At 64.7% G+C, this 12,814-nt stretch carries 13 protein-coding genes; 8 read left to right on the plus strand and 5 right to left on the minus strand.

The window, feature by feature from the left end:
- The first annotated feature begins 54 nt into the window (after positions 1 to 54).
- The 3 genes from ACQGNJ_RS17825 (at position 55) to ACQGNJ_RS17835 (ending at position 2,651) form a co-directional block, all read left to right on the plus strand.
- A complete protein-coding gene (locus tag ACQGNJ_RS17825; RefSeq protein WP_426690584.1) occupies positions 55 to 1,134 on the plus strand; it encodes a LacI family DNA-binding transcriptional regulator in 1,080 nt (359 codons plus the stop codon).
- Between the two features lie 196 nt (positions 1,135 to 1,330).
- Positions 1,331 to 2,335 (plus strand): RHS repeat-associated core domain-containing protein, encoded by a 1,005-nt coding sequence (locus tag ACQGNJ_RS17830; protein ID WP_426690585.1) that lies wholly within the window; start codon positions 1,331 to 1,333, stop codon positions 2,333 to 2,335.
- Entirely contained in the window at positions 2,325 to 2,651 is a 327-nt protein-coding gene (locus ACQGNJ_RS17835; protein ID WP_426690586.1) for a hypothetical protein, read from the plus strand. The genes ACQGNJ_RS17830 and ACQGNJ_RS17835 overlap by 11 nt, the downstream gene beginning before the upstream one ends.
- A 123-nt stretch (positions 2,652 to 2,774) precedes the next feature.
- Here the strand turns inward: ACQGNJ_RS17835 and ACQGNJ_RS17840 are convergent, their stop codons facing one another.
- The 5 genes from ACQGNJ_RS17840 to ACQGNJ_RS17860 all read right to left on the minus strand — a co-directional run bounded on the left by ACQGNJ_RS17840 (position 2,775) and on the right by ACQGNJ_RS17860 (position 6,264).
- On the minus strand, positions 2,775 to 3,632 hold the full coding sequence (locus ACQGNJ_RS17840) for an EamA family transporter (protein ID WP_426690587.1): 858 nt from the start codon (positions 3,630 to 3,632) through the stop codon (positions 2,775 to 2,777).
- A gap of 68 nt (positions 3,633 to 3,700) precedes the next feature.
- A complete protein-coding gene (locus tag ACQGNJ_RS17845) occupies positions 3,701 to 4,465 on the minus strand; it encodes a sulfite exporter TauE/SafE family protein (protein ID WP_426690684.1) in 765 nt (254 codons plus the stop codon).
- An 80-nt stretch (positions 4,466 to 4,545) separates the two neighbouring features.
- Positions 4,546 to 4,965, minus strand: coding sequence for a protein tyrosine phosphatase family protein (locus tag ACQGNJ_RS17850; RefSeq protein WP_426690588.1), 420 nt, complete (start codon positions 4,963 to 4,965; stop codon positions 4,546 to 4,548).
- A gap of 35 nt (positions 4,966 to 5,000) precedes the next feature.
- Complete coding sequence (locus tag ACQGNJ_RS17855; RefSeq protein ID WP_426690589.1) at positions 5,001 to 5,867, minus strand: MBL fold metallo-hydrolase; 867 nt, start codon at positions 5,865 to 5,867, stop codon at positions 5,001 to 5,003.
- A 25-nt stretch (positions 5,868 to 5,892) separates the two neighbouring features.
- Complete coding sequence (locus ACQGNJ_RS17860) at positions 5,893 to 6,264, minus strand: ArsR/SmtB family transcription factor (RefSeq protein WP_426690590.1); 372 nt, start codon at positions 6,262 to 6,264, stop codon at positions 5,893 to 5,895.
- A 177-nt stretch (positions 6,265 to 6,441) separates the two neighbouring features.
- Here ACQGNJ_RS17860 and ACQGNJ_RS17865 point away from each other — a divergent pair, with 177 nt between their 5' ends.
- The 5 genes from ACQGNJ_RS17865 to ACQGNJ_RS17885 all read left to right on the plus strand — a co-directional run bounded on the left by ACQGNJ_RS17865 (position 6,442) and on the right by ACQGNJ_RS17885 (position 12,778).
- Positions 6,442 to 7,728: an NAD(P)/FAD-dependent oxidoreductase gene (locus tag ACQGNJ_RS17865; protein ID WP_426690591.1), complete on the plus strand. Its 1,287-nt coding sequence runs from the start codon at positions 6,442 to 6,444 to the stop codon at positions 7,726 to 7,728.
- 89 nt (positions 7,729 to 7,817) lie between these two features.
- Positions 7,818 to 8,024, plus strand: a complete 207-nt coding sequence (locus ACQGNJ_RS17870) for a YgaP family membrane protein (protein WP_426690592.1) — start codon at positions 7,818 to 7,820, stop codon at positions 8,022 to 8,024.
- Complete coding sequence (locus ACQGNJ_RS17875) at positions 8,021 to 8,437, plus strand: DUF302 domain-containing protein (RefSeq protein ID WP_426690593.1); 417 nt, start codon at positions 8,021 to 8,023, stop codon at positions 8,435 to 8,437. Before ACQGNJ_RS17870 ends, ACQGNJ_RS17875 begins: the two co-directional genes overlap by 4 nt.
- Positions 8,437 to 9,525 (plus strand): efflux RND transporter periplasmic adaptor subunit, encoded by a 1,089-nt coding sequence (locus ACQGNJ_RS17880; RefSeq protein ID WP_426690685.1) that lies wholly within the window; start codon positions 8,437 to 8,439, stop codon positions 9,523 to 9,525. The genes ACQGNJ_RS17875 and ACQGNJ_RS17880 overlap by 1 nt, the downstream gene beginning before the upstream one ends.
- Complete coding sequence (locus ACQGNJ_RS17885) at positions 9,518 to 12,778, plus strand: efflux RND transporter permease subunit (protein WP_426690594.1); 3,261 nt, start codon at positions 9,518 to 9,520, stop codon at positions 12,776 to 12,778. The genes ACQGNJ_RS17880 and ACQGNJ_RS17885 overlap by 8 nt, the downstream gene beginning before the upstream one ends.
- The last annotated feature ends 36 nt before the right edge of the window (positions 12,779 to 12,814 follow it).

Consider the following 12,814-nt stretch of genomic DNA (forward strand, 5'->3'; position numbering starts at 1 on the left):
CGCGTCGGCTGCTCGGCATGCGGCGTCACCCATCACGATGCATGAGGTTCAACGGTGCGCAGTGCCACCATCAAGGATGTCGCGGAACGGGCCGGCGTCTCGCTGAAGACCGTCTCCCGGGTGATCAACAACGAGCCTTCCGTGCATGCGCGCACGCGCGAGAAGGTGCAGCGCGAGATCGACGCCCTCGGCTACCAGCCCGACCCTTCGGCACGCAGCCTGCGCAGCACGCGCGCCTATGCGATCGGGCTGGTCTACGACAACCCGAACGCGCACTACATCATCAACCTGCAGCGCGGCGTGCTGTCGGTGTGCCGTACCAGCGGCTTCGGCCTGCAGATCCATCCCTGCGATTCGGCCTCGCCGAAACTCGCCGACGAATTGCGCACCCTGGTGCAGCGCTCGCGGCTGGCCGGACTGGTGCTGGCGCCGCCGATGTCCGAACAGCCGGAGTTGATCCGCAGCCTGGTCGAGGCAAAGATCCCGTTCATCCGCATCATCTCGGCACGCAAGGATCCGCAGGACGGCTTCCCCTGCGTCTACGTCGACGACCGCGACGCGGCGTACGCGATCACCGAACACCTGATCCAGCTCGGCCACCAGCGCATCGGCTTTTTGTGGGGCGGGCGCGAGCACCGCTCCAGCGGCGAGCGCTACCAGGGCTACGAGGATGCGCTGAAGGACTACGGCATCGCGCTCGACCGCAAGCTGATCGTGCCCGGCGACTACACCTTCGACGACGGCTTCCGCGGCGCACGCAAGCTGCTGGCACTGAAGGATCGCCCCAGCGCGATCTTCGGCTCCAACGACGAAATCGCCGCCGGCGTGCTGGCCGCCGCCCATTCGGATGGCATCAACGTGCCCTACGAACTCTCCATCGCCGGCTTCGAGGACAGCCCGTTCTCCAAGCAGTCCTGGCCGGCGCTGACCACCGCTCGCCAGGCCACCGAGGAAATCGCGCGGCATGCGGCGCAACGGTTGATCGGCGACCTGCAGCGCGAAGCCAACGGCGAACCGGCGCAGCATGCGAACGAAGGCTTCAGCCCGGAGTTGGTGGTGCGTGGGTCGACGGCGCCGCGACAAGTCGCACAGGCGGGGCGCAACGGCAGCAATCGGCGCAAGCCCACTGCCTGAGAGCTCGGGGAGATTCGAGTCCGTCGCGAACTAGTACTTTCATGGACTTATTACTGAGGTAAGGAAGTCGGCACCAGATCGCGCGTCTGGCGAGACCGAAGAGCGAGACCCAAGTACCTCCATCTCCAAACATCGACGAAGGACGAAAAGTGTCGTATCCGAAGTTCGGGGTGATCATTCTTATGGATGACGATTAATGACAAAAGCAACGAAGCTAGCGATCATCGCACTGGGCCTGTTGCTTTGGGGAGCCGCCCACGCCGGCACGCACCACTACTACTACACCGACCCACAGGGTACGGTGCTGGCCAAGACCGACGCGCAAGGAAACATCATCGCCACCTACGAGTACACCCCGTACGGGGTGCCGGTGGTGGGCATGAGCGGCTCGCCGGATGGGATGGGGTATACAGGGCACGTGAACGACCCAGAGACTGGGCTCGTTTACATGCAGGCGCGGTATTACGACCCGATGGGGCGCATGCTCAGCGTGGATCCGATGGAGCCGACGCCGGGCAATGTTTTTAGCTTCAATCGCTATGCGTACGTCAACAATAATCCCATTGCCAACATTGATCCGGACGGGCGACAAAGCACGATGGATGCGGGATGGTGGACAGGCCAAGCCATCATGGCTCAACAAAGTCCTCAGCAAGTTCAGCAGCTCAATCAACAAAACGCGGCGCAAGCCCAACTTGTGTTGGGGACCTTGGCGACGGCGGCGGCTTCTCCGGCAGCGGGGTTTGTGGTGAAAACAGCCGTCGCTGTCGCCTATGACTCGCTTGCTGCCGGGAGTCTTGCCGCTGGATTGATGGCGAATGGGCCTGCAGTGGTTGCTAGTGGGTCATTGCTTGCTGAAGGGGTTGCGGCAGCCAACGGCGTCAACGCGCCGATGTCTCCGCTGTCCACAATGATGGATGGGGAGTTTTCCTTAACAACAGGCCAGTCTTCAAATTTGGCTCGCTTCGAGAAGAGCCTCCCAAGCGGGAACCTTGGGGTAGATGTTGACAGCCTGGGAGGCGGTGTCGTTTTCTCTGCGACTGTTCCAGGAAGGGTTCCCGGCTCATCGGCGGTCTATCAGAAGACAGTAGATAGCGCTGGACAGACGTCGAGCTATCTCAAAACGACATTTGCGCCAAATGGGTCTGTTGTTCACATTAAAGACAAGATCAACAACACGATCATTCCCCATGACCAGTAACGCGCGATTTGTAGTCATCTCAGGGCAAGAAGATCTCTCAGACTTGCGTGAAATGTTGCTTGATGTCGATCAGCATTTGAAATTGAGTCGGGTTGCACTTATTGCATTGCTGCGCCGTTATCTTGAGGATCATATTCCTGCTGAAAGTGTTGTTGATTTGATGGAAGCACTTGAGATGAATGAGCGCGTCAATGCCGATGCACCAAGAGACGTGGGCATCAATGATGTGCTGTTCGAACTGGCCAATCCTGAAATCAATGGTGACCTGACCAAGGCTAAGGCACTGTCCTTGATCAAGGCTCTTTCAGCTGTTTAGTTCGTGAAATAACCTGAGGGTCAGGTCTGGCTTTGCCACATCGTCTCGCGCTAAGCCATCCACCGAGCGGCGGGAGATTCACCTGATCAACTTGGCCTGCAACCTCAATCCAGCGGGATAGACTCAACCGCGCGCAAGAACACCAATCGCAACCGCCGCCAGCGCCACGCCGGCGACGTTGAGCCGACTCAGCCGCTCGCGAAACACCAGCAACCCCACCACCGCGCCCAAGGCCACCACACCAATATTCATGCTGGCGAAGACCAGCGCAGGATGTTCGGGCAAGGCGCGGTGGCCGTGCAGGTAGAACAGGATGTTGCCGAAGTTGAACAGACCCAGCAGCAGCCCGGCCACGGCGCCGCGCGCGGTGAAACGAGTGTCGCCGCGCATGCGTCGCCATAGCTGCATGGCGAACGCGACCAGCAGCGCCAGCGCAAACATCGCCTGCAGTGATGTGCCCAGTGGCACGCCTGCCTGCGCGACGCGTTTGAACAGAATGTCGATCGCACCAAAGCCGGCGAACACCAGCAGCGGATACAGCCAACTGCCAGCGCCCTCTTGCGTCGGCGAACGCTCGCTGCGCCAGACCATGCACAGCAGGGCGAGCAGACCGAGCGCGATGCCGGCCAGCTTGAACGCGGAAAGCTGCTCGCCGAACAGCACGAACGCGGCCAGCAGCGACAGCAGCAACGACAGCCGCTGCGCCGCGTCGCTGCGCACGATGCCGGCGTGGCGGACCGCGGCGGCAAGGGCGAGGAAGATGGTCGGCAACAGGATGCCGAGCGCGGCCAGCGCCAGCCACGGCACGCCCGCACCACGCAGGCTGGCCGGCGCGGGCTGCAGCAGCAGCGCGGTGAGCGCGCTGGCCACCAGGTAATTCCAGGCGATGGCCTGGCCCACATCGAGCTGGAACCGGCGCGCCAGTTTCAGCAGCACCGACACCAGCACGCTGCACAGCACGCTCAACAACACGAAGATCATCGGGCACTCCGATCACGCGAAGCGGGCATTGTGCCGCAGCGAGCCTGCATTGGCGCAGCGCGGATGACTCAGCTGTGCAGGCTTTTCACCAGCATCAGGATCGCCACCGCGATGATCGCCAGCGCGAAGATGATGTTGAGCGCCCCGCGCGTCTTCGCCAGCCGCCTGGCGCCCAGCGCACCGAGCCAGCCGCCGACGATGCCGCCGCCGATGAACTCGGCCGCCACCGGCCAGTCGATCAGGCCGGACATCGCGTAATTGATCGCCGCGGTAAGCCCGAACGCGCCCACCGCGAACAGCGAGGTGCCGATCGCATGGATGATCTCCATGCCGCTGGCGAACATCAGCCCGGGCACGATCAGGAAACCGCCGCCGATGCCGAAGAAGCCAGCCAGGCTGCCGGTGCCCAGACCCACCGCGCCCAGCCGCGGATACATGCCGGGCAGCGGATAGCGATCGGCGCCGCCGCGACGGCCGCGCAACATGAAGCCGGCGACCATCAGCATCAGCAGCGCGAACAGCACCAGCAGGTGCTGGCCGTTGATCGCCTTGCCGATGCTGGAACCGATGAAGGCACCGAGCACGCCGGTGGCGGCAAAGGTGAACGCCACCTTCCAGCGCACATGGCCAGCGCGCGCGTGCGGCACCAGGTTGGCGAACGCATTGAACGACACCGCCAGCGCGCTGGTGCCGATCGCCAGGTGCGGGTCGTGCACGCCGACCACGTACAGCAGCAGCGGCACGGCGAGGATCGAGCCGCCGCCGCCGATCAGCGCCAGCGAGAAGCCCACCGCCGAGCCGCACACGATGGCGAGCAGGGCCTGCATGGTCAGCAGATGTGGCATGGGTAACCCCGATGGTGGCGGTGTTCGGCGAGGTGCATGCGGCGGACTCGGGCTCGACGTCGCGCCGATCAGGCGCGCTGGTTGCGTTCCAGCAACGGTCGCAGCATCGACAGGTCATAACCGGCGGCACGGGTGGTACCCAGGATCGCATCGACCGATCCCTCGGCCTGCAACGCCCACAGCGCGCTGCAGCGGGTGCCGCTACGGCAGAACGCCAGCACCGGCCCGGGAAGCTCTTGCAGCGCCCGGGCAAAACCGTGCACCTGCTCGTCGGTGAATTGCCCGGACGTCACCGGGATATGCCGCCAGGCCAGCCCGGCCTGCTGTGCCGCCTGTTCCAGGTCCCGGTTGGCCGGCTGGCCCGGTTCTTCGTTGTCGGGACGGTTGCTGATGATGCTGCGAAAGCCGCGGGCGGCCAGCGCAGGCATGTCGGCCGCCTCGATCTGGGGCGCGACGCTCAGCTGATCGACAAGTGGGTGGATTTGCATGGGGATTCCTCTGGAGAACAAGGTGCCGCGGACAGTCAGAGCACATCCAGCGGAATTTTCAGATAGCGAACGCCGTTGTCTTCGGCTGGCGGCAACTGGCCCGCGCGCATGTTCACCTGTACCGCGGGCAACAGCAACCGCGGTACGTTCAAGGTGGCGTCGCGTGCCGTGCGCATGGCGACGAACTCGGCCTCACTGATGCCGTGGTGAACATGCAGATTATTGTCGCGCTCCGCGGCCACGGTCGTTTCGCAGGCGAACGCATCTCGGCCCGGCGCCTTGTAGTCATGGCACAGGAACACGCGCGTGGCATCCGGCAACGCGAAGATCCGGCGGATCGAGCGGTACAGCGTGGCCGCGTCGCCACCGGGGAAATCGCAGCGCGCGGTACCGTAGTCGGGCATGAACAAGGTGTCGCCGACGAAGGCGGCATCGCCGATCAGGTGGGTCATGCATGCCGGCGTGTGGCCGGGAGTGTGCATCGCGACGGCCGGGATGCTGCCCAGCATGTACGGCTCGCCGTCGACAAACAGGTGATCGAACTGGCTGCCGTCGGTGGCGAAGTCGTGGCCGGCATTGAACAGCTTGCCGAAGGTTTTCTGCACTTCGCGAATGTGCTCACCGATGGCCAGCGTTCCGCCGAGTTGCGCCTTGATGTACGGCGATGCCGACAGATGATCGGCATGGGCGTGGGTGTCGATCACCCATTCCACCACCAGCGCTTGCGCGCGCACGAAATCGACCAGCGCGTCGGCCGCTGCGCGACTGGTGCAGCCGGACGCCGCGTCGTAGTCCAGCACGGCATCGATCACCGCGGCCTTGCTCGTCAGCGGATCGCTGACCACATAGCTGAAGGTGTTGCTTGGCTCGTGGAAGAACGCCGTTACTGCAGGACGTGGCATGGGAGCCTCCCGGGAATGCATGTGTTCAGGCCTTGGCTTTCGTTGCCGCGGGCCGTGATTTCCGCGCCCGGGGATTTTCGTCGACGGCGCAGTAGATGCTGTAGAGCGAAGCAATGATCTGTTCGGCCGGACCGGGTTCCAGCGCATACCAGATGGTCTGCGACTCACGTCGCGTGCGTACCACGCCTTCTTCGCGCAGCTTGGCCAGATGTTGTGAAAGCGCCGATTGACCGAGATCCGGCAGTTGCTCGTTGATCTGCCCCACCGACATTTCCCGGTCGGCAAGCAGGCAGAGCACGCGCAGCCGCTGTGGATTGCCCAGCGTCTTGAGCAGGCGCGAGGCGTCTTCCGCGCAAGCTCGCATGGCGGTCAGGTCGGCGTTGGCGGGTAACGGCATGGACTGGATCCCCGGGCGTGCTTGGCCCCTGGAAAGCGTGGGCTTGACTTTACCACGTCCATCTAAATAAGCTACTTCTAATTTAGAACAACATGCTTTTCAGAAAGGTTGATTTCGATCAGGTCCCCGCGTCGCGCAGAGCTCCATCGTGAAGTACCCCCTGAGGAGTGTCGAGCCATGGCAAAGATCATCGTTCTTGGTGCGGGACTGGGCGGCATGTCGGCCGCCTACGAGATCCGCGATACCGTCGGCGACGCGCATGCGATCACCGTGATCGGCGAGGGACCGCAGTTCAACTTCACCCCGTCCAATCCCTGGGTGGCCGTGGGCTGGCGCGGGCAGGACGATATCCGGGTCGACGTGGCCGCGCCGCTGGCGCGACGCCACATCCAGTTCGTCGACGCGACGGCGAAGAAGGTGCTGCCGGCAGACAATCAGATCGAGCTGGGCGACGGACGCAAGCTGGACTATGACTACCTGGTGATCTGCACCGGACCGCGGCTGGCGTTCGAACGGGTGCCTGGCTCCGGGCCGGCAGGGTTCACGCAGTCGATCTGCACCGGTCCGCACGCGCACCAGGCCTGGCTGGCCTACCAGGCATTCCTGAAGAACCCGGGACCGATCGTGATTGGCGCAGCACAGGGTGCCAGCTGCTTCGGTCCGGCCTACGAGTTCGCGATGATCGTGGATACCGACTTGCGCAAACGCAAGCTGCGTGACCGCGTGCCGATGACGTATGTCAGCTCGGAACCCTATGTCGGCCACATGGGTCTGGGCGGCATCGGCGATTCCAAGGGGATGCTCGAGTCCGAACTGCGCCAGCGGCATATCAAGTGGATCACCAATGCCCGCGTGAGCTCGGTCGAGGCCGGCCAGATGCATGTCGAGCAACTGGACGACCAGGGCGCCGTGCACCAACAGCACACCCTGCCCTTTGCCTATGCGATGTTGCTGCCGTCTTTCGCCGGCGTGGACGCCGTGCAGGGCATTGACGGGCTGGTGAACCCGGGCGGCTTCGTGCTGATCGACGAGCATCAACGCAACCCGAAATACCCCAACGTCTTCGCCGCCGGTGTCTGCGTGGCGATCCCGCCGGTCGAGGTCACCCCGGTGCCGACCGGCGCACCAAAAACCGGACTGATGATCGAGTCGATGGTCACCGCCATCGCGCACAACCTGCGCGACGCGATCGCCGGCCTGCCGGTGCGTGCACGCGCCACCTGGAATGCAATGTGCCTGGCCGACATGGGCGACCGCGGCTTTGCCTTCCTCGCGTTGCCACAGATTCCGCCGCGCAACGTGACCAAGGCGACGACAGGCAAGTGGGTGCATCTGGCCAAGGTCGCCTACGAAAAGTATTTCCTGCGCAAGATGCGCAAGGGCCAGGCTGACCCGATCTACGAGAAGATCATCATGAAGGCGTTCGGCATCGATCGCCTGAAGCCCGAGGTCAAGCCGGATTGACGCGCCTCGCGATACGTCGCACGGCGCAGGTTGCCGAATACGGCGCGCCGAGCCCCCTACCCGAATTCCATCCCCCAGCGGAGAACATCATGACGATTGAACGAGCAGTACTGGCTTTTGCCGGCGCAGTCATCCTGCTCAGCCTGGCCCTGGCGCACTTCGTGTCGCCGGGCTGGTTGTGGCTGACGGCGTTCGTGGGACTGAACTTGTTCCAGTCCGCCTTCACCGGCTTCTGCCCGCTGGCCAAGATTCTGCGCAAGCTGGGCCTGAAGCCCGGTTGCGCGTTCGGACCATGAGCACGCTTGCATCACCCAGTGAGGTCACCATGTATTACATCGTCGAATCGGGAAAATCCTTCGAGCAGGCCGCCGGCGACCTCGACGCCGCGGTCAGGCGCCACCAGTTCGGCGTACTGCACGTGCACGATCTTGGCGCGACGCTGCGCGGCAAGGGTCTGCCATTTGCCGAGCAGTGCAAGGTGTTCGAGATATGCAGCCCGGCTCAGGCCGCCAGCGTGCTGGCCATCGACATGCGCATGAACATGGCGCTGCCGTGTCGCATCTCGGTGTACACCGAGAATGGCAGCACGCGCATCGGCATGATCAAGCCGGTACCGATGCTCGGCATGCTCTCGCAGGATCCGCCATTGGCAACGATCGCGCACGAGGTCGAGCGCGCGACGATGCAGATGATCGACGAGGCCGCATGATGTTCCGCTCACGCCTTTCCATGGCCGCGCTCGTCGGCTTCGGCTTGCTGGCCGGATGCAGCGGGAAGTCGCCCCCCGGCGATGCCTCGTCGAAGGCTCCGCCGCTGGCGACCATCGTGGTGCATGCGGAGAATGCACCACGCGAGCAGGTCTGGGACGGCGTGGTCGAGGCGGTGAACCAGGTGACGATCACCGCGCAGACCAACGCGCGCGTGCGCGAGCTGCCGCATGACGTCAACGACAGGGTTGCCAAGGGCGATGTGCTGGTGCGCTTCAGCGATGTGGAGCAGCAATCCGCCCGCCAGGCCGCGCAAGCGCAGATCGCTTCGGCGCAGGCTGCGTACAGGGACGCGCAGGCTTCCTACGAGCGCATCGCCGCGGTGTACGCCAAGGGTTATGTGTCCACCGCGCAGATGGACCAGCAGCGCGCCGCGCGCGATGGCGCCCGGGCCGCGCTGGATGCGGCGCGCGCGCAATCGGCGAATGTCGGCCAGCAACTGGATTACACCGTGTTGCGGGCGCCGTTCGCCGGCATCATCACGCGCCGCTTCGTGCATGTGGGCGAGGCCGTGCAAGCCGGGCCGCCTTCACCGCAGCCGTTGATCCAGTTGCAGGCGCTGGACGACCTGCGCGTCAACGTGACGGTGCCGCAAAGCACGGTCGAGGCGATCCGCCAGTTCCATGCTGCCGCGATACTGAGTGGCGACCGGCGCATTCCTGCCAGCGCGGTCGAGGTGTTTCCTTACGCCGATCCGCAAACCCATGCGTTCAACGTGCGCCTGCCGCTGCCGCCAGACACCGGCGGCCTGTATCCGGGCATGACGGTGAAGGTGGCGTTTGCCACCGGCATGGCGAAGCGCCTGCTGGTGCCGGCATCGGCGGTGATCCAGCGCGGCGAGCTGGTTGGCGTGTATGTGGTGAACGCCAACCAGGTCGCGCTGCGCCAGCTGCGCATCGGCGAGCACGACGGCAACCAGGTCGAAGTGCTGGCCGGGCTGGATGACGGCGAACGGGTGGCCAGCGACCCGCAAGCGGCGGTGACGTGGTTGATCAAGCAACGTGCCAGCGGTGCATCCGGTCATGAGTGAGCCAGTGCGGTTGGGCATTTCCGGGCGTATCGCGCGCGCGTTCCAGACCTCGCAGATCACCCCGCTGCTGGCGGTGGCCGGACTGCTGCTCGGTCTCGCCGCGGCGATCATCACGCCAAAGGAGGAAGACCCGCAGATCGAAGTGACCATGGCCAATGTGCTGGTCCCGTACCCCGGCGCCAGCGTGCACAGCGTCGAGAACCTGGTCAGTTTTCCGCTGGAGCAGAAGCTGTCCGAGATCAAGGGCGTCAAGCATGTCTATTCGATGAGCCGCGCCGGCATGGCGGTGGTCACGGTGGAGTTCGACGTGGGCGTGCCGCGCCAGCAGGCGCTGGTGAACCTGTACAACAAGATCTATTCCAACGGCGACTGGGTGCCGCCCGGACTGGGCGTGGGCCAGCCGCTGGTGAAGCCCTACGGCATTGATGACGTGCCGATGATGGCCGTCACGCTGTGGTCGGACCGAGCGGAGATCGGTCCCGAACAGCTGGCCAAGGTTGCCCACACGCTGGAGACCGATCTGAAGCGCGTGCCCGGCACGCGTGATGTCTATACCCTCGGCGCGCCGGATCGCGCGGTGATGGTCGAGATCGATCCCGCCAGGCTGGCGACCTACAACCTGGGTGTTGGCGATCTGGCCAACAGCCTGAAGGCGGCCAACGTGGCGGCCGACGTGGGCAGTGAAGTCCAGGGCAACCGCGAGCAACCGGTGAAGGCCGGCAGCTTGCTGATGAACGCCGGCGAGGTGGCGCAGCTGGTGATCGGCGTGGCCGGCGGCCATCCGGTCTATCTGGCCGACGTGGCGCATGTCGATGCCGGCACCAATTACGCAACGCGGCTGGCCTCGTTCGGCAGTCCCCCCGGTACGGCCGGACCGCTCACCGGACTGACCCCCGCAGTCACCCTGGCGATCGCCAAGAAAAGTGGCAGCAATGCCCACACCATTGCCAGCAGCATCCGCGACCGACTGGACGCCTTGCGCGGCATCGACATTCCCGACGGCGTGCACGCCACGGTGACTCGCGACTACGGACAGACGGCCAACGACAAGGCGGATGAACTGCTGCTCCATCTGGCGCTGGCCGCCCTGGCGGTGGTCTTGCTGGTGCTGTTTGCGCTGGGCTGGCGCGAAGCCATCGTGGTCGGTACGGCGGTGGTGGTGACGCTGTCGTTGACCCTGTTTGCCTCATGGGCGATCGGCTTCACCATCAACCGCGTGTCGCTGTTCGCGCTGATCTTCTCGATCGGCATCCTGGTCGACGATGCGATCGTGGTGGTGGAGAACATCCACCGACACATGGCACTGGGCGGCAAGCGCCTGCTCGAGTCCATTCCGGCGGCGGTGGATGAGGTGGGTGGGCCGACCATCCTGGCCACCTTCACGGTGATCGCCGCGCTGCTGCCGATGGCCTTCGTCGGCGGGCTGATGGGCCCGTACATGCGGCCGATCCCGATCAACGCCTCGATCGGCATGCTGATCTCGCTGGCGGTGGCCTTCATCGTGGCGCCGTGGCTGGCGCGACGACTGCTGCGCCACGAAGCGCCTGACGCCGGCGATATGCCAGCGGCGCACGTGGTCGAAAAGTCGCGGATCGACAGCTTCCTGCAACGCCTGTTCATCCGCGTGATGCACCCGTTCCTCGGCACCCCGAAAGCGGCGCGCAACCGCCGCCGGCTGTTCCTCGGCATGGGCATGCTGGTACTGCTGGCCGCGGGGCTGGCCGGGGTCAAGCTGGTGATCCTGAAAATGCTGCCGTTCGACAACAAGTCCGAGTTCCAGGTGGTGCTGAACATGCCCGAGGGGGCAACCCTGCAGCAGACCCAGCGGGCCCTGGTGGACATGAGTCAGGTATTGAACGGCGTACCCGAGGTCAAGAACTACCAGCTTTACGCAGGCACCTCGGCACCGATGAATTTCAACGGGCTGGTGCGCCAGTACTACCTGCGCAACCAGCCGTATCAGGGCGACATCCAGGTCAACCTGGTCGACAAGGGCGAGCGCAAACGCCAGAGCCACCAGATCGCGCTGGCCGTGCGCCCGGCACTGGCCGCGGTGGCGCAGCGTTTCCACGCGCACCTGGTGGTGGCCGAAGTGCCGCCCGGGCCGCCGGTGATGGCGCCGATCGTGGCGGAGATCTACGGCCCGGACTACGCCAACCAGCGCAAGGTCGCGCTGGCGCTTGAGCAGGTGTTCAAGCAGACGCCGGGCATTGTCGACGTCAACCTCAGCGTGGAGAACCCGCAGGCCACCCGCCAACTGATCGAGATCGACCGCGCCCGCGCGGCCGCGCTGGGCATCAGTCAGGCGGAAATCGTCGATGCCCTGCGTGCCGCCATGGGCGGCGATCCGGCCAGCCATGTCGCGGATGAACAGGCCAAATACGCGGTGCCGATCCTGCTGCGCCTGCCGCAGGCAGCGCTGGGCTCGGTCGGCTCGGTGCTGGATCTGCGCGTGCGCTCGCACGCAGGGCAGCTGGTGCCGATCTCCGAAGTGGTCAAGGTGGTCGAGAAGCCGTGGGCGGATGCGGTCTATCACAAGGACCTGCTGCCCTACACCTTTGTCACCGGCGACGACGCCGGCCGCGAGGACAGCCCCGTCTACGGCATGTTCGGGCTGGTCAGCAAGATCAGCGACACGCGCATCGCCGGCCATCAACTGACCCAGGAATTCACCGGAGCGCCGACCAGCGACAGCAGCTTCTCGGTGCGCTGGAGCGGCGAGTGGGAGATTACCTACGAGACGTTCCGCGACATGGGCATCGCCTATTCGATGGGCCTGCTGCTGATCTATCTGCTGGTGGTCGGGCAGTTCAAGAGCTACCTGGTGCCACTGATCATCATGGCGCCGATTCCGCTTACCGTGATCGGCGTGATGCCCGGCCACTGGCTGTTCGGCGCGCCGTTCACCGCCACCTCGATGATCGGCATGATCGCACTGGCCGGCATCATCGTGCGCAACTCGATCCTGCTGGTGGATTTCATCAACCACTCACTCGCCGCCGGGTTGAGCCTGGAAGATGCGGTGGTCGAGGCCGGCGCCGTGCGCGCCAAGCCGATCATCCTCACCGCGTTGGCGGCGATGCTCGGCGCGTTCTTCATCCTCGGCGATCCGATCTTCCAGGGCCTGGCGGTGTCGCTGGTGTTTGGCGTGCTGGTATCCACCGTGCTGACCCTGCTGGTGATTCCGCTGCTGTACTACACCTGGCTGGCCCACGACGGTGGCCGGCGCCATCCCCCGGGCGAGCCCGTGTAGGCACGGTCCGGGAGCGAGCGGCAGGCCACGCACTGG

Origin of the sequence: Rhodanobacter ginsengiterrae, from assembly GCF_050026815.1 — a bacterium.
GTDB classification, from domain to species: domain Bacteria; phylum Pseudomonadota; class Gammaproteobacteria; order Xanthomonadales; family Rhodanobacteraceae; genus Rhodanobacter; species Rhodanobacter ginsengiterrae.